The organism is Spirillospora sp. CA-108201, assembly GCF_050936235.1.
GTDB lineage: Bacteria > Actinomycetota > Actinomycetes > Streptosporangiales > Streptosporangiaceae > Spirillospora.
In genome coordinates, this window is record NZ_JBNJNE010000001.1 from 1,667,516 (window position 1) to 1,684,023 (window position 16,508).

The 16,508-nt window shown below is 74.4% G+C and carries 15 protein-coding genes; 5 read left to right on the forward strand and 10 right to left on the reverse strand.

Going from position 1 to position 16,508, the window contains the following annotated elements:
- The first annotated feature begins 191 nt into the window (after window positions 1-191).
- Together ACQEU6_RS08195 and ACQEU6_RS08200 are read left to right on the forward strand one after the other, a co-directional pair.
- On the forward strand, window positions 192-1,190 hold the full coding sequence (locus tag ACQEU6_RS08195; protein ID WP_499330232.1) for a hypothetical protein: 999 nt from the start codon (window positions 192-194) through the stop codon (window positions 1,188-1,190).
- Window positions 1,190-2,665 carry a lysylphosphatidylglycerol synthase transmembrane domain-containing protein gene (locus tag ACQEU6_RS08200; protein ID WP_499340116.1) on the forward strand — a complete coding sequence of 492 codons (1,476 nt, stop codon included), beginning with the start codon at window positions 1,190-1,192 and terminating at the stop codon, window positions 2,663-2,665. Before ACQEU6_RS08195 ends, ACQEU6_RS08200 begins: the two co-directional genes overlap by 1 nt.
- A 10-nt stretch (window positions 2,666-2,675) precedes the next feature.
- Here ACQEU6_RS08200 and ACQEU6_RS08205 read toward each other — a convergent pair whose 3' ends face one another.
- From ACQEU6_RS08205 to ACQEU6_RS08240, 8 genes are all read right to left on the reverse strand, one after another.
- A complete protein-coding gene (locus ACQEU6_RS08205) occupies window positions 2,676-3,281 on the reverse strand; it encodes a MerR family transcriptional regulator (RefSeq protein WP_499330234.1) in 606 nt (201 codons plus the stop codon).
- Between the two features lie 338 nt (window positions 3,282-3,619).
- Window positions 3,620-4,090: a bifunctional nuclease family protein gene (locus tag ACQEU6_RS08210; protein WP_067886188.1), complete on the reverse strand. Its 471-nt coding sequence runs from the start codon at window positions 4,088-4,090 to the stop codon at window positions 3,620-3,622.
- Between the two features lie 142 nt (window positions 4,091-4,232).
- Complete coding sequence (gene ftsR / locus ACQEU6_RS08215) at window positions 4,233-4,964, reverse strand: transcriptional regulator FtsR (RefSeq protein ID WP_499330236.1); 732 nt, start codon at window positions 4,962-4,964, stop codon at window positions 4,233-4,235.
- A 39-nt stretch (window positions 4,965-5,003) separates the two neighbouring features.
- Window positions 5,004-5,534, reverse strand: coding sequence for a double zinc ribbon and FHA domain-containing protein (locus tag ACQEU6_RS08220; protein ID WP_499330237.1), 531 nt, complete (start codon window positions 5,532-5,534; stop codon window positions 5,004-5,006).
- A gap of 309 nt (window positions 5,535-5,843) precedes the next feature.
- Window positions 5,844-6,644, reverse strand: a complete 801-nt coding sequence (locus ACQEU6_RS08225; RefSeq protein WP_499330238.1) for a DUF881 domain-containing protein — start codon at window positions 6,642-6,644, stop codon at window positions 5,844-5,846.
- The gene (locus ACQEU6_RS08230) at window positions 6,641-6,973 is read right to left on the reverse strand and encodes a small basic family protein (RefSeq protein ID WP_179834833.1); all 333 of its coding nucleotides are present in this window, start codon (window positions 6,971-6,973) and stop codon (window positions 6,641-6,643) included. The genes ACQEU6_RS08225 and ACQEU6_RS08230 overlap by 4 nt, the downstream gene beginning before the upstream one ends.
- 22 nt (window positions 6,974-6,995) lie before the next feature.
- A complete protein-coding gene (locus tag ACQEU6_RS08235) occupies window positions 6,996-7,826 on the reverse strand; it encodes a DUF881 domain-containing protein (protein ID WP_499330240.1) in 831 nt (276 codons plus the stop codon).
- Window positions 7,827-7,962: 136 nt separating this feature from the next.
- Window positions 7,963-8,598 (reverse strand): LysE family translocator, encoded by a 636-nt coding sequence (locus ACQEU6_RS08240; protein WP_499330242.1) that lies wholly within the window; start codon window positions 8,596-8,598, stop codon window positions 7,963-7,965.
- A 93-nt stretch (window positions 8,599-8,691) separates the two neighbouring features.
- Between ACQEU6_RS08240 and ACQEU6_RS08245 the strand changes: the two genes are divergently transcribed.
- The 3 genes from ACQEU6_RS08245 (at window position 8,692) to ACQEU6_RS08255 (ending at window position 13,219) form a co-directional block, all read left to right on the forward strand.
- Window positions 8,692-10,032 (forward strand): aminotransferase-like domain-containing protein, encoded by a 1,341-nt coding sequence (locus tag ACQEU6_RS08245; protein ID WP_499330244.1) that lies wholly within the window; start codon window positions 8,692-8,694, stop codon window positions 10,030-10,032.
- Between the two features lie 73 nt (window positions 10,033-10,105).
- Window positions 10,106-11,698 carry an ABC transporter ATP-binding protein/permease gene (locus ACQEU6_RS08250; protein ID WP_499330246.1) on the forward strand — a complete coding sequence of 531 codons (1,593 nt, stop codon included), beginning with the start codon at window positions 10,106-10,108 and terminating at the stop codon, window positions 11,696-11,698.
- Between the two features lie 105 nt (window positions 11,699-11,803).
- A complete protein-coding gene (locus tag ACQEU6_RS08255) occupies window positions 11,804-13,219 on the forward strand; it encodes an aminotransferase class V-fold PLP-dependent enzyme (RefSeq protein WP_499330247.1) in 1,416 nt (471 codons plus the stop codon).
- Between the two features lie 7 nt (window positions 13,220-13,226).
- Here the strand turns inward: ACQEU6_RS08255 and ACQEU6_RS08260 are convergent, their stop codons facing one another.
- Both ACQEU6_RS08260 and clsA read right to left on the reverse strand, forming a co-directional pair.
- Window positions 13,227-15,725 carry a sugar phosphate nucleotidyltransferase gene (locus ACQEU6_RS08260; protein ID WP_499330249.1) on the reverse strand — a complete coding sequence of 833 codons (2,499 nt, stop codon included), beginning with the start codon at window positions 15,723-15,725 and terminating at the stop codon, window positions 13,227-13,229.
- Window positions 15,722-16,405 carry a cardiolipin synthase ClsA gene (gene clsA, locus ACQEU6_RS08265; protein WP_499330250.1) on the reverse strand — a complete coding sequence of 228 codons (684 nt, stop codon included), beginning with the start codon at window positions 16,403-16,405 and terminating at the stop codon, window positions 15,722-15,724. Before clsA ends, ACQEU6_RS08260 begins: the two co-directional genes overlap by 4 nt.
- Window positions 16,406-16,508 lie beyond the last annotated feature (103 nt).

The following is a 16,508-nucleotide window of genomic DNA, read 5'->3' on the forward strand; positions in this document are numbered from 1 at the left end:
TCGCCGGCGCTGTACCGGCGAGTACCATGTGCTGACTCACCTGGGCCGCGACGGTCCCGGACCGCACGGGGGGCGGGCGGATGAGGCTGCGGGATGGACGCGCGTCCCGGGGGCGGCCCCGCGACTCGACGGCGCGCCGCCGGGTCTGGGACGCTGATCACGATGGCGGATGGTCAGGGCGGCGGTACGGCGTGACACAGACCCACGACGACGCGGTGCGCCCGGTGCAGGGTGCGGCCGCGGGCGCGACGGTCGACGAGCCCGCGCAGCCGTACCGGATCCGCCGGTCCTCCGACGCCATCCGGTTCGCGGCGTCCGTGGTGGGGCTGGCGGCGGTGATGCTGCTGGTGTCGATCGCGCAGCAGACGACCCACGGCCTGCAGACCGACATCGCGCAGGGCACCGCGCACGCGCCGCGGCTGCTGCTGACGCTGGCGACGCTGGTGTCCAGCTTCGGGGTGCTGGCCGTGCCGGTCGCGTTCGCGATCGAGCGGCTGTTCCACAAGGACGGCATGCGCGTGGCCGTCGCGCTGCTGGCGGCGATGATCGCCTTCGGGATCACGGTGGGCCTGGACGACCTGGTGGTGCGGGCCGCGCCGGGCGGCGTGCTCGACTCGCTGATCTGGGGCGGCACCGAGACCGCGCCGGTGCACACCGACATCGCCCCGGTGATCGCGTTCGTCAGCGCGGTCGGGATGGCGGGCCGCGCCCGCTGGCAGGCCGCGACCTGGACCATGATCGGGCTGGCTGCGCTGACGGGGCTGACCGCGTCCTACGCCTCCGTCGCCGCGCTGGCGGCCACCTACCTGCTCGGCCGCGCCATCGGCCACGGCGCCCTCTACGCGGTCGGGACGCCGAACCCGCGCCCGCCGGGCGCGGCCGTGGTGGCCGCGCTCGAACGGCTCGGGCTGCGCCCGCTGCGGGGGCGCGCCTGGACGGCACGCACGACGCCGACGAGACCCGCCGCTACGGCGTCGCCCTCGCCCCCTCCCCGCGCGGCGCGTACGGCGCCCGGCTCCCGGCGGGACGGGAGCCGCACGGCGACTGGGACGTGGAGGTCCGCGTCCTGGACCGCGACCAGCAGTCCGCCGGCCTGCTCTACCGCGTCTGGCGGCTGCTGCGGCTGCGCGGGGCGACGACGGGGCGGACGCTGCGGTCGCTGCGCCGGTCCCTGGAGCTGGAGTCGCTGATGGCGTACGCGGTGGACGCCGCGGGCGCCCGGACGCCGCGGCTCGTCGGCACCTGCGAGGCCGGCACCGAGGCGGCGCTGCTGGCCTACGAGCACGTCCCGGGGCGGCGGCTCGGGGACGTCCCCGGCGAGGAGATCACCGACGAGCTGCTGACGGACGTGTGGCGGCAGTTCCGGTCGCTGCAGGCGGGTCGGCTCGCGCACCGGAGACTGGAGGGCGAGGCGGTCCTCGTCGGCGACGACGGCCTCGCCTACCTCACCGACCTGCGGTCCGGGGAGACGGCGGCCGGCGACCTGGCGCTGCGCCTGGACCTCGCGCAGCTGCTCACGACGCTGGCACTGCGCACGGGGCCGGAACGGGCGGTGCGGACGGCGGCGCCGGTGCTGGGCGAGGAGGCCCTCGGCGGGGCGGTGCCGCTGCTCCAGCGGGTGGCGCTGTCGCGGGCGACCCGCACCGCGCTGCGGCACAACAAGGACCTGCTCACCCGCATCCGGGAGCAGATCGTCCGGCTGAAGCCGGAGACGGAGGCGCCGCCGGCCAGGCTGGAGCGGTTCCAGCCGCGGACCATCGTCAGCATCGTGGCGCTGTCGGTCGCGGCGTACATCGTCATCCCGCAGGTGACGAGCCTGGACATCGGCCACCTGGCGGCCACGGCGAGCTGGCACTGGGTGGCGGCGGCGCTGGGGGCCGCGGCGCTCACCTACGTGGCCGCCGCGTTCATGCTGATGGGGTTCGTCCCCGAACGGCTGCCGCTGGGGCGGACGGTCCTGGCGCAGCTGGCCGCGTCGTTCGTGAAGCTGGTCGCGCCGGCGGCCGTCGGCGGCGTCGCCGTCAACACGCGCTACCTGCAGCGCTCGGGCGTCCGGCCCGCCCTCGCCGTCGCGAGCGTGGGCGCGTCCCAGCTCGTGGGGCTGGTCACCCACATCCTGCTGCTGGTGCTGTTCGGGTTCCTGACCGGTTCGACGGCGAAGGCGACGCACGACCTCGCCCCGTCCCGGACGATCGTGCTCGCGGTGCTCGGGCTGGGGCTGCTGGCGGGGCTCGCGCTGACGGTGCCGCGGGTGCGGCGGGTGGTCGCCTCGCGGCTGCGGGCCATGTTCTCGGGCGTGGTTCCGCGCCTGGTGGACGTCCTGCAGTCGCCGCGGAAGCTGTCCACCGGCATGGGCGGCACCCTGCTGCTGACGCTGGCGTTCACGCTGTGCCTCGACGCGTCGATCCGGGCGTTCGGCGGTTCGCTGCCGTGGACGACGGTGGTGCTGGTGTTCCTGACCGCGAACGCGGTCGGGTCGGCGGCGCCGACGCCGGGCGGGCTCGGGGCCGTGGAGGGCGCCCTCACGCTGGCGTTGACGATCTCGGGGCTGACGGCGGAGACGGCCACGTCGGCGGTGCTGCTCTACCGGCTCCTGACGCTGTGGCTGCCGGTCCTGCCGGGATGGGGGGCGTTCGCCTTCCTGCAGCGCAAAGAAGCGCTCTGAGGCGTCGGCCTCAGCCGGTGCGGCGGGCGCGCCGCCGGTCGGCCAGTTCGTCGTGGTGGTGTCCGGAGGGGTCGTCGTCGCCGGTGGAGGCGCGTTCAGCGGGCAGTTCCGCCAGACTGCCCTCCACCTCCTGCCACACCCGCCCGAGCGCGATGCCGAACACGCCCTGCCCGCCCTGGAGGAGGTCGACGACCTCGTCGGGAGAGGTGCACTCGTAGACGCTGACGCCGTCGCTCATGAGGGTGATCTGGGCGAGGTCCTGGACGCCGCGGTCGCGCAGGTGGGAGACGGCCGTGCGTATCTGCTGCAGCGAGACGCCGGTGTCCAGGAGCCGCTTGACGACCTTCAGGACCAGGACGTCGCGGAAGCTGTACAGCCGCTGGCTGCCCGATCCCTGCGCCGACCGCACGCTGGGCTCCACCAGCTTGGTGCGGGCCCAGTAGTCGAGTTGCCGATAGGTGATCCCCGCCGCGGCGCACGCCGTCGGGCCGCGGTAGCCGACGTCCTCCGGCGGCGCCGACACCTGGGTGTCGAAGAGCAGGCCCTGCTCTCCGGCACGGCGGGACGCCACGCGCCTGTCGGGGGTCGCCTTGCCCTCGCCGCTGCTCACCGCCACGCGGACCTCCGGCTTCTATCATCCCGCGGCGGCTCGTCAAGGGGGTTTGACGAATTACACCACGGGTGTTCCACCAGCACGGTAGGTGCCGGTCAGGGTGTGGTCAACGTTCATCGTCGGCGCGTCGCATGCCCGGATGAACCGGCTTCACGTGGGCAAACTGCGCACCTTCGCCACCCACGCAGTCCATACCCCGATGGTTCCCCCGCAAAAACCGCCAGGTCCGGCGCAATGGGCGACCATTCGCCCCATGGCATGAACTCGCACTCCAGAGTGACATACACCACGGCACCACCCACCCATCCGCAGGCGGGCGCGCGGGCAGGAGGGCAGAACAGCTAGCCGGCGCGGCCGAAGTCCTCCGGGGAGATCGTGTCGAGGAACTCGCGGAACTTCTCGACCTCGTCCTCCTGCTCGTCGGGGATGGCGACGCCGGCCTCCTCCAGGACGTCCTCGCTGGCGAAGATCGTGGCGCCGGTGCGCAGCGCGAGGGCGATGGAGTCGGACGGGCGCGCGCTCACCTCGACGCCGTTGGAGAAGACGAGGTCGGCGAAGAAGATCCCTTCGCGCAGCGCGGTGATGTTGACGGTGCGGAGCTGGACGCTCAGCGCGTCCAGCACGTCGCGGAACAGGTCGTGGGTGAGGGGCCGGGCGGGCAGCACCCCCTGCTGGGCGAAGGCGATCGCGGTCGCTTCGACCGCCCCGATCCAGATGGGCAGGTAGCGATCGCCCTCTGTCTCCTTCAACAGGACGATCGGCTGATTGGAGGGCATCTCGACCCGGACGCCGACGACCTCCATCTGCTTCACTGCGGCTCCCTGCTGGTTCTCGCTGTCTCGATCACCACGTGCAGCGGATCGATTCCTGACCGAACCATGTAGCCAACGTACACCCAGGCTCGGACAGCTCGCGGCGCACGGGGGGCGGCAAAATCCTCCACCGGCCGCGTGATCAGTGGTCGAGGCTCTCGCGCAGACCCGCGGCGACCAGCGCGGCGTGCAGCCGCACCGACAGCGCGGCGATCTCCCGCGCGGTCTCGGCCGCCTGCTCGTGCGCGCCGCTGCTGCGGCGGCGCAGCTGCGGCGCGACCATCTGCTCGATCAGGCCGACCTGCCGGTCGGCGGCGGCCTTGACGGCGCGCAGGTGCCGGACCTCGAAGCCGAACTCGCCGAGCGCGGCGGCCACGCGCGCGATGTTCAGCGCCTCGCCCTCGTAGTGGGCGCCGGTCCGGCGGACGAGGCCGTACTCCTCCAGGCGGGCGAGAAGGGCCTCGTCGATCCCGGCGCCGTCCAGGAGCTGGCGGCGCGTGAGCCGCACGGCGGGGTCCGGAGCGGTCGTGTCGGCGGCCACGAGCGTGCGCGGGCGCCGGCGGTCGGGCTCGGGCGGGCCGGTCCGGCGCGCGCCGAGCGGCGGGGCGCTCTCACCCCGGTCGCGCGCCTCCAGGTGCTGCCTGATGACGCGAAGCGGCATGTAGTGGTCGCGCTGCGCGGTGAGGACGTACCGCAGCCGCTCGACGTCGGCCTCGCCGAACTTGCGGTAACCGGAGGGGCTGCGCTCCGGTTCGACGAGTCCCTCGGACTCCAGGAAGCGGATCTTGGAGATGGTGATGTCGGGGAACTCGGGCCTGAGCAGCCCGAGGACGTCCCCGATCGTCATCGGGGACCGGGCCGGCTCCGCGCTCAAGGGCCCTCCCATCGTTCGCCGCGTCCTCGCCGCGTTCCGTCAGCCGTGGGCCGGGTTGGTCAGGAAGACCAGCCGGAACTTGCCGATCTGGACCTCGTCGCCGCCCGACAGCCCGGCCTGGTCGATCCGCTGCCGGTTGACGTAGGTGCCGTTGAGGCTGCCGGTGTCGCGGACGGAGAACACGCCGCCCTGCCGGGCGAACTCGGCGTGCCGACGGGAGACGGTGACGTCGTCCAGGAAGATGTCGCTCTCGGGGTGCCGGCCGGCGGACGTGCGGTCCTTGTCGAGCAGGAAGCGGCTGCCGGCGTTGGGCCCGCGCTTCACGACGAGCAGCGCGGTGCCCGGGGGGAGCGCCTCCATCGCCATCTGGTCGGGCCCGACCGGCTCCTCGGCGCCGGCGTCGGTGTCCAGCGCCTCGAATCCCCCGATGGAGATCGTGGACGTGGACTCGCCCGGCGACTCCCGGGGAGGCGGCGGCGCCGAACCCCTCAGCGGAGTGCCGCAGTTCGAGCAGAAGCGGGCATCATCCGGGTTGGCGTGACCGCACTGCGTGCAGTAGACGCTCGGCATCGATCGGCTCGGCCTCCTACCATCGGCGTGCCGCCCGCGGACCGCCCGCCGTAGCGGGGACCGCCTGCGCCACGCGCATCCTTCACCCAACCCACGCCGGGGAACCGCCCCCGGCCACGGTCCAACTCACCGCCCGCTCACACGACGGTCGCCGCAACTTACGCGGGTATTACCCGAGGGGTCAACTGGAACGGTGAACCGGCTGCACCAAACTACATTCGCCGATGATCGCAGGTCCATGCCGCCGCGCGGACCTCCGCGATCGCGACGTGCCGGCCCGGCGTCCGTCCACCGTCCCCCCCGTTCCCTCTAGGGAGACCGTACCGCGCCGACGGACACCTTCGCGCGCCGGGTGATCAGGACGTGGGCCCCCGCGCCCTCCAGGGTGCGGACGAGGCCGCCCGGGATGCCCAGCGCCGTCGTCATCGTGTGCGGGTCGCCGATCGCCAGGAACCGGTACGGGGCGGTGAGGAGCGCGCCGTCCGCGCGGATGCCGTCGCGGCCGTCCAGGAAGTAGGTGTCAACACCGACGCGCACGTCGCCGACCTGGATGACCTCGGCGCCGGCGTCGCGGAGCTCCTCCAGGGCGTCCAGCAGGTTCAGGGCCCTCACACCGCCGCCGGGGTCGTCGATGCGCAGTTCGATCCCGGGGCCCTCGGCCGGGAGCGTGCCCGCGAGCAGGCCGTAGGTGGTGGCCCGCTCGCGCGCCTCCTCCAGGGCCGTCCCGCCCTCCGCGTCCCGCTCCAGCCGGGCCCTGGTCTCCTCCAGGTCGCGCAGGTCGCCTCTCAGCCGCTCGGAGCGCTGGCCCAGATCCGCCAGGATGCCGACGAGCTCGTCCTGCCGCGCGGTGGCGAACGTGGTGTCGTGCTCGGTCGAGCGCACCTGGGCGGCGACCGCGAATCCGAGGACGAGGCACAGGAGCCCGCCGACGAGCTGCCCCCCGCTGAAGCGCGGGCGCAGCAGGTCGGCGAGGGCGTGCAGGCCCCCGGGCTCCGCCGGCACCGGTCCCTCCTCGCGCGCCTGCTCGTCCTCAGGGACCTGCTCGTCCTCAAGGACCCGCTCGTCCTCCGGCGCGGTCCCGCCGTGCCGGGTGGCCTCGCCGCCGGTCACGCGCCGAACAGCTTCCGCCGGATGGCCGCGGCGTTGGAGAAGATCCGGATGCCGAGGACGACCACGACGCCGGTGGACAGCTGCGAGCCGACGCCGAGCTTGTCCCCCAGGAAGACGATCAGCGCGGCGATGACGGTGTTGCTCACGAAGGACACCGTGAAGACCTTCTCGTCGAAGATCCCCTCCAGCCGGGCCCGGACGCCGCCGAACATGGCGTCGAGCGCCGCCACGATCGCGATCGGCAGGTAGGGCTGGAGCCAGAGCGGGACGTCCGGCTGGATCAGGAAGCCCAGCGTGACGCCGACCACGAGCCCGATCAGCGCGATCATTCCCGGGCCACCCCTCCTCCGCTCACCGGCCGCCCCCGTCGCGGGGCGCGGCGTACCGCAGCCGGAACGCGCCCGCGGCGGGCAGCCGCACCTCGTCCGAGCGGCGCGTGCCGTACCTGATCCCGAACCGGTCGCGCAGCGCCGCGAACCGCCGGTCGGCGGGCGAGCCCGCGAAGGCGTCCCGCAACCGCCGGGGGTCGCCGAGCGCCGTGACCTCGTAGGGTCCGCCGATCGGCCGGTAGTCGACCATGATCGCCTCGCCGGCGGCGCGGATCGCGGTGGTCGGGGTGAGCCGCTGGCCGTTGACGCCGATGGCCCGCGCGCCCGCCGCCCACAGCCCGTTCACCAGGACCTGGAGGTCCTGATCATAGACCTGGCCGCCGTCGTCGGCGCGGCCCGGCGCGGCCGGGCCGCCGCGCGGGGCGTCGTCCACGGTGATCACGAGGCCCTCGCCGGCGGCGGGCGCCGCGGCGGCCGCGGCGCCCGCCGCGGCCACGTCCCGCCGGACGCGGCGGCCCTCGGCGCTGCGGGCCAGCGCGGCGGCCCGGCGGCGCTCGGTGTCGGCCCGCAGCCGGACGAGCCGGCGCTGGAGGGCATCGGTCTCGGCGGTGCGGGCGCGGATCTGGCCGACGAGCTCGGAGCGCCGCTCGGCGGCCACCGGTTCGCCGCGGTGCGCCTCGACCCCGGCGACGGCGGCCAGCGCCCCGGTGAGGACGAGGACGAGCAGGACGCCCGTCCCGCGGAGCCGTCCCCTGCGCGGCGCGGGCTCGCCGGCCGCGGCCCGGCGCGCCGCGGCCTCGGCGTAGCCGGGGTCGAGGCGCCTGCCGGCGAACAGGTCGGCGAGCAGCGACATGGAGGCGTCGAGGCGGCGCCCGGGCGGCCCGCCCGGGCGCCGGGCTCGTCCTGGCGTTCGATCACCGGCCCATCATGGCAAGGACCGGCGGGCCGGCGCGGGCCGCGCCCCCCGGAGGCGGCCCGGGGCCGCCCGGTCAGGCGGTCGCGGGGCGCAGGCCGATGTGGACGGCGAGGGCGGCCAGCACCGAGCCCATCAGGTAGCGCTGGGCGCGCCGCCAGCCGGGCCGGCGCGCGAGGAACGCGGCGATGGATCCGGCGCCGAGCACGATGAGGGCGTTGACGGTGACGGCGATCACGACCTGGACGGCGCCGAGCAGCAGGATCTGGACGGCGACGTGGCCGCGCCCGGGGTCGGCGAACTGCGGCAGCAGCGACACGTACAGGACGGCGATCTTGGGGTTGAGCAGGTTGGTGACCAGCCCCATCGCGAACAGCCGGCGCGGCGGGTCGGCGGGCAGGTCCGCGGGCGCGAAGGCGCTCGTGCCGCCCGGCCGCAGGGTCTGCCAGGCCAGCCACAGCAGGTAGCAGGCGCCGGCCAGCTTGATCGCCGTGTAGAGGGGCGGGACGAGCGTGAAGACGGTGGTGAGGCCCGCGGTGGCGGCCGCGACGTACACAAGGAATCCCGCGGCCACGCCGCAGAGCGAGATCAGCCCGGCGCGGCGGCCCTGCGTCACCGACCGCGACACCAGGTAGACCATGTTGGGCCCGGGCGTGAGGACGAGCCCGAGCGCGAAGAGGGCGATGGCCGCGACGGCCCCGTACGAGATCATTTCGCTCCAGTCGACTCGAAGTGCCCCAAGCCTAGAAGTCGAGCTATTCTCGGTGCAATAAAAACATTGTTCTCGGTGCAATATGGGGATCGCATGGACGACTTCCGGCGGGTCGCGGACGAGCTGGCCGCCGACATCGCGGCGGGACGGCTGCGGCCGGGCGAGCGGCTGCCGCCGCAGCGCGCCTTCGCCCGGCGCCGCGGCATCGCGGGCTCGACGGCGAACCGCGTGTACCGGGAGCTGGCCAGGCGCGGCCTGGTGGTGGGCGAGGTCGGGCGCGGGACCTTCGTCCGCGCGTCCGAGCGGCCGCCGGGGCCCGCGCTCGCCGAGCCCGCCGCCGCGCGCGTCGACCTGGAGCTGAACCATCCGGTGGCGCCCGGGCAGAGCGCCCTGCTCGCGGAGGGGCTGGAGCGCCTGCGCCGTTCCGACGTCCTGGACGCCGCGCTCGGGCCCGCCGGGGTCGCGGGGACCGCCGCCGCCCGCGAGGCCGCGGCGGCGCTGCTCGCCTCGCCCGGCCTGCGGCCCGCCGCCTCCGAGGTGCTGTTCGCGGGGAACGGCCGGCAGGCCATCGCGGGCGCGGTGGCGGCGCTCGTGCCCGCGGGCGGCCGGCTCGGCGTCGAGGCGCTCACCTATCCGGTGATCAAGGGGATCGCGGCCCGGCTCGGCGTGACGCCGGTCCCGATCGCGACGGACGGGCACGGGCTGCGTCCGGACGCGCTCGCCGAGGCCCATCGCGCCGCCCCGCTCGGCGGCGTCTACGTCCAGCCGACGCTGCACAACCCCTGCGGGACCACGATGCCGCGGGAGCGCCGCGCCGAGCTGGCCGGCGCGCTGGAGCGGCTCGGCCTCCACGCCGTCGAGGACCGCGTCTGGGCGTTCCTGCCGGAGAGCGGGCCGGAGCCGCTGGCGGCGCACGCCCCGCACCGCACCGTGCTGGTCGACAGCCTCTCCAAGCGCCTCGCGCCCGGCCTGAGCCTCGGTTTCGCCGTCCCGCCCGCGCCGCTCGCGGGGCGCGTCGCCGCCGCGCTGCGCTCCGGCGCCTGGGGCCCGCAGGGGTTCGCCCTGGAGGCGGCGGCGGGCTGGATCGCCGACGGGACGGTCGAGAGGATCGTGCGCGCCAAGCGCGCCGACGCCGCGGCCCGCCAGCGGATCGCGGCCCGGTGCCTGCGGGGCGCGGCGGTCCGGTCCGATCCCTGCTCGTACTTCTGCTGGTGGGAGCTGCCCCAGCGGTGGCGGGCGGAGACGTTCGTGGCGGCGGCCGCCCGGCGCGGCATCGCGGTCACCCCGGCCGCCGCCTTCGTCGTGGGCGGCGCCGCCGCCCCGCGCGCCGTCCGCTTCGGCCTGGCCTCGCCTCCGCCGGACGTCCTCGCGCGAGCCCTGGAGACCCTCGCCGGGATCGCCGCCGGGGATCCCGACGACGACGCCCTCGACTGACCGGTTCCGGAGGGGTGGACGCGCACCCGAAGATCGTCCATCGTCGGGGTGGGGTCGCCCGGCGGGAGGACAGATGATCGAGGTCCGCGAGGTGGGGCAGCGCGCGGCCGGGGGACGGCAGACGCTGCGGGAGGTGTCGCTGTCGATCGGCGCCGGGGAGCTGGTGGCGATCATCGGCGGCAGCGGGGCCGGCAAGACCACCCTCCTGGACGCGATCGCGGGCGTCCGGCCGCCCGCCGAGGGCGAGGTCAGGTACGACGGCGGCGCGGGCGGCCCGGCCGCGGACGCGCTCGGCTACGTGCCGCAGGACGACATCGTGCACCGGGAGATGCCGCTGCGGCGCACGCTGCGGTACGCGGCCGGGCTGAGACTGCCCGCGGGAACGCCTCCGGAGCGCGCCGAGCGCGCCGTGGACGGCGTGCTGGAGGCGCTCGCGCTGACCGCCCGGGCGGAGCAGCGCGTCGGGTCGCTGAGCGGCGGCGAGCGCAAGCGGGCCAGCATCGCGGTCGAACTGCTGACGCGGCCGCGCGTGTTCTTCCTGGACGAGCCCACGTCCGGACTCGACCCGGCGACCGCGGCCGACCTGATGCGGCTGCTGCGCGGACTCGCGGACTCGGGGACGACCGTGGTGCTCACCACGCACCACGCACCGGACGTCCTGGTCTGCGACAGGGTCGCGGTCCTCGCCCCGGAGGGGCGGCTGGCCTTCTACGGCGAGCCGGACGAGGCGCGCGAGCGGTTCGGGGCCGACGGGATCGAGGACATCTACCTGCGGCTGGCCGAGGCGGAGGCGCACGAGTGGGAGGGGCGGTTCGGCGCGGCCTCGGCGCCGGCGCCCGGCCCGGCGATCGGCGCGTTCCGGCAGTGGGCCCTGCTCACCCGGCGCAGCCTGGACCTGCTCACCCGCAACCGGCTCACCCTGGCCGTGCTGCTCGGGTCGCCGCTCATGGTGCTGGCGATGTTCGCGGTCCTGTTCCGCCCGGGGGCGTTCTCACCGGAGTCACCCAGCCCCGCGGCGACCGTGATGATCCTGTTCTGGATCGCGTTCGGCGGGTTCTTCTTCGGCCTGACCTACGGGCTGCTGCAGATCTGCACCGAGCTGCCCGTGCTGCGCCGTGAGCGGCTCACCGGGCTGCGGATCGCACCGTACGTGCTGGCGAAGGCGACCGTGCTGCTGCCGCTGCTGGCCGCGGTGGACGCGCTGATGCTCGGCGTCCTGCGGGCCCTGGACCGGCTGCCCGCGATGGGGTGGGGCACGTACGGGGAGCTGTTCGTCACGCTGCTGCTGTGCTCGCTGGCGGCGCTGGCTCTGGGCCTTCTGGTGTCGGCGGCGGTCACCGACCCGGCCCAGGCCACGATGGCGCTGCCGATGCTCTGCTTCCCGCAGGTGCTGTTCGTGGGCGCCATCCTCCCCGTCCCGGTGATGGCGGCACCAGGACGATGGCTCAGCTGCGCCATGTCCAACCGGTGGGCTTTCGAGGGGCTCGGGCACAGCCTCGGAGTGGAGCGGCTCTGGGCCACCGGGCGCTCGCCGCTGGGCCCGCCCCTGCTCGACTCCTACGGAGACACGTTCTCCCGGGCTCCGGCCGTGGACTGGGCAGTGCTGGGCGGGTTCACGGCGCTGTTCCTCGTGGGAGCCTGTCTGGTCCTCACTCGAAGGACATAAAACCCCTTCCCCCTGGGCCATTGAAGGCCACCGCGGCGCTCTTGCGTCACCCCTGCCAATTCTGGACCGTTAAGCGAAGGATGTGGCTTTTGCTCACGGGGGTGCATGGTGGGCGTTTCGCCCGGTTTTGATGTCGACCTCATGCCCGGCTACGCCGAGACCCGGCGGCTGGACGAGCTGCGGGCCGCCGAGTACGCCTACCTGGACGCGCAGACGTACCTGGACTACACCGGCTCGGGCGTCGCCGCCGCGGCGCAGATCCGCGCGCACGCCGAGCGCCTCACCGGGCACTGCTACGGCAACCCGCACTCGGAGAACCCGACCTCCAGCGCCTCCACGGCGCTGGTCGAGCGGGCCCGGCGGGCGGTCCTCGCCTTCTTCAACGCCTCCCCCGAGGAGTACGCGGTCGTGTTCACGCAGAACGCCACCGGCGCGTGCCGCCTCGTCGGGGAGGGCTACCCGTTCGGGCCCGGCGGCGGGCTCGTCCTCACCGGCGACAACCACAACTCGGTGAACGGGATCAGGGAGTTCGCGCGGGCGCGCGGCGCCGAGGTCGTCCACGTGCCCGTCCGCGGGCCCGGCCTGCGGGTCCGCGAGACCGAGCTCGCCGCGGCGCTGGGCGACGGCGGCGGCCTGCTGGCGTTCCCCGCGCAGAGCAACTTCAGCGGCGTCCAGCACCCGCTGAGCTGGGTCGACCTCGCCCACGCGCACGGCTTCGACGTGCTGCTGGACGCGGCCGCCTTCGCGCCCGCCGGGGGCCTCGACCTGAGCCGGGTCCGGCCCGACTTCGTCCCCGTGAGCTGGTACAAGGTGTTCGGCTACCCGACCGGCGTGGGCAGCCTCCTCGCCCGCCGGGAGGCGCTGGCCCGGCTGCGCCGCCCCTGGTTCGCCGGCGGAACGATCCAGGCGGTCAGCGCGCTCGGCGGCTGGCACGTGCTCGCGCCCGACGAGACCGCGTTCGAGGACGGCACCCTGAACTTCCTGTCCATCCCCGACGTGGAGTTCGGCGTCCACTGGATCGAGGGCATCGGCATGGACCTCGTCCAGCGCCGCGTCGGGTGCCTGACGTCGCTGCTCCTGCACCGCCTCGCGGGCCTGCGCCACGCCGACGGCTCCCCCCTGGTCCGGGTGTACGGGCCAGAGGACGCCGACCGGCGCGGCGGCACCGTCGCGTTCAACGTGCTCGACCGCCGCGGCGCCGTCGTGGACGAGCGGATCGTCGCCCGCGACACCGCCGCCGCCGGCATCTCGGTCCGGACCGGCTGCTTCTGCAACCCCGGCGCCGGGGAGGGCGCGTTCGAGATCCCCGAGCAGGCCCTGCGCCGGACCGCGGCCCGGCGGATGCGGACGCTCGACGACTACCTGGGCGTGCTCGGGCTGCCGAGCGGCGGCGCGGTCAGGGCGTCCCTCGGCCTCGTGTCGAACACCGCCGACGTGGAGCACCTCGTCGCGTTCCTCGGCGCCCGGTACGCCGACCGGGAGCCCGACCGGGCCGGCCTCAGGCCCCGCGAACGCTGCTGAGGGCCGTTCAGGAGCCCGCGCGCTCGACGACGGCGGCCCACTCCGCCAGGAGGGCCTGCGCGGTGTCGGCGTCCGGCCCCTCGGCCCACAGGTGCGTCACCGCCTCCGCGGGGTCGGGCAGCACGAGGACCCAGCGGCCGTCGCCCTCGACCACGCGCACGCCGTCGGTGGTGTCGATCGTCCGGCCCCCGGCCGCCTCCACGACGCGGCGCATGACGCTCCCCTTGGCCGCCCACGGCGTCGGGACGGAGCGGCGCAGCAGGTGCGCGTCGGGGATGCGGCGGTCGATCTGCGACAGCGTCAGCCGCGTCCGCGCGACCAGGCCCACCAGCCGGACGAACGCCGCGATCCCGTCCACGGTGCCGCTGAACTCGGGCATCAGGAACCCGCCGCGCCCGTCCCCCGCGAAGACCACGCTCGGCTGGGCGGCCGCCTTGGTCAGCACGTCCTGGGACGTGGAGGTCCACTCGACCTGCACGCCGTGGAACCGGCACACCTGCTCGGCGACCCGCGTCGTCGTCACGGGAAGCGCCACCTTGCCGCCGCGCCGCTCGGCGGCGACGAGGTCCAGCATCACCAGCAGGGCCCGGTCGTCGCCGACCAGCTCGCCGTTCTCGTCCACCAGGGAGATCCGCTCCCCCACCGGGTCGAACCGGACGCCGAAAGCGGCCCGCGACGAGGACACCAGCTCGCCGAGCCGCTCCAGGTCGCGCATCCGCTCGGCGAGCGTCTCGGTCGGATTGGCCTCGTCCAGCCCGGCGTTGCGGGTGAGGACCTCCACGCCGACCTTGCCGAGCAGGTTCGGCAGCACGAGCGAGGCCACCCCGCCCGCGCAGTCCAGGACGATCTTCAGCCCCGCCTCGCGGACGCCGCGGATGTCGACGCGCCGCAGCAGGTCGCGGGTGTAGGTCTCCACGACGCGCGGCGGGTAGGTCAGCTCGGCGATCTCGCCGGGGAACGCGCGGCGGTACTCCTGCCGGCCGAAGACGCGCTCCAGCTTGCGCTGCGCCCCCTGGGACAGGTCGGCGCCGTCCGCGTCCAGGAACAGGATGTCGACGCCCTGCGGGTCGCCGAGCGTGGTGCGGATGTAGATGCCGCCGACGCTGTCCTCGCGGCCGGTCTCGAACCGGGCGACGGTCAGCGGCGTCGCCTCCAGGTCCTGGACGTTGACGGCGCTGGCGGTGAGAGCGCTGTTCACGGCGCGTTTCAGGGTGCGGGCCGCGCGGGAGACGTCCCGACCGGTGACGACGGTCGTGCCCTTCTTCAGCGTCGTCGCGTACGCGGAGGCGAGCCGCACCGCCAGCTCGGGGGTGATCTCCACGTTGACGAGGCCGGACACCCCCCGCGGCCCGAACAGGTTGCGCTGCCCCCGCGACTCCCAGATCACGCTGGTGTTGACGACGGCGCCCGCCTCGATGGTCTTGAACGGGTACACCTTCACGCCGCTCGACACGTACGCCTCGGCCTCGATGACGCACTCGTCCCCGATGACGGCGCCCTCCTCCACGCGGGCGCCGGCCATGATGTCGGTGTTCTTGCCGACGACGCAGCCCCGCAGGTTCGTGGACGGCGCGACGAACACGTTGTCGTGGACGACCGCGCGGTGCAGGAAGGCGCCCTCCTTGACGACGACGTTGCTGCCGAGCACGGTGAACTCGCGCAGCTCGACGCCCGCCTCGACCTTCGCGTAGTCGCCGATGTAGAGCGGGCCCTTGAGGACGGCCTCGGCGTCCACCTCCGCGCCTTCGGCGACCCACACGCCCGGCGACATCTCGAAGCCGTCCAGGTCGATGCCGACCTGCCCGGACAGCATGTCCGCCTGGGCCTTGAGGTAGCTCTCGTGGGTGCCGACGTCCTCCCAGTAGCAGTCGGCCACGTACCCGAACAGGCGGGCGCCCGCGGCGAGCAGCTCCGGGAACACGTCGCCGGACCAGTCGACCGGCTCCCCCTCCGCGACGTGCTCCAGCACTTCCGGCTCCATCACGTAGATGCCGGTGTTGACGGTGTCGGAGAAAACCTGGCCCCAGGTGGGCTTCTCCAGGAACCGCTGCACGCGGCCCTCGTCGTCCACGATGATGATCCCGAACTCCAGGGGGTTCGGGACGCGCTTCAGGCCGATGGTGACGAGGGCGTCGTTCTCCTCGTGGAACCGCACCATGTCGGTCAGGTCGATGTCGGTGAGCGCGTCCCCCGAGATCACCAGGAAGCGGTCGTCGCGCAGCGCCTCCTCGGCGTTCTTGACGCTGCCGGCGGTCCCGAGCGGGACCTCCTCGGTCGCGTAGCTCAGCGACATGCCGAGCTCCTCGCCGTCGCCGAAGTAGTTGCGGATCAGCGCGGCCAGGAACTGGACCGTGACGACGGTCTCGCCGAACCCGTGCTTCTTCAGCAGCCGCAGTACGTGCTCCATGATCGGCCGGTTGACGAGCGGGAGCAGGGGCTTCGGCTGGTTGGCGGTCATCGGACGCAGCCGCGTCCCCTCGCCTCCCGCCATCACGACGGCCTTCATCGGGGGGTCTCAGCTCCCTTCTGGCCGCCGGCCGGCGGTTCCGCGCCCGGATCGCCGGCGCCCCCCGGATCGCCCGGCCCCGAGGCCGGGGACGGCGAGCCGCGGCCGGCCAGCACCAGCTGCCGCGTCTGCACCCAGTAGAGGACGGCCGCCCACCAGTACAGGGCCGTCCCCCAGCCCGCGAAGGCCCATCCGACGACCCGCGCCGCGGTGCCCGCGCCGCCGTCGTGGTCGCCGAGGAGCAGCAGCGGGAAGGAGTACAGCAGGCACATCGTCGCCGCCTTGCCGATGAAGTGCACCGGCAGCGTGCCGCCGTAGCCGAGCCGCCGCACGATCGGCGCGATCGGCAGGATCGACACCTCCCGGGCGACCAGCGCGAGCACCAGCCACAGCGGGATGATGTCGCGGATGGTGAGCCCGACGAGCGTCGCCAGGATGTAGAGGCGGTCGGCGGCCGGGTCCAGGACCATGCCGAGCTTGCTCGTCTGGTTGAACGCCCGCGCCAGCTTCCCGTCCAGCCAGTCCGACAGGCCCGCGAACACCAGCAGTCCGAGCGCCCACCAGTCCGCCTCGGCCAGGACGAGCCACAGGAACAGCGGCACGCCCAGGAGCCGGGCGAAGCTCAGGATGTTGGGCACCGTGAAGATCCGGTCCTGCGGGGCCTCCTGCAAAGTGCTCACCGACGCGTCGCCTCCCCTGGGTCCCCTTGATCCTGACCCTATCCGTAAGGGGTGGAAAGCCCCCCGGCCGGAGTCGGCGCCGGAGTCGGGAGGGTCCCGGCGG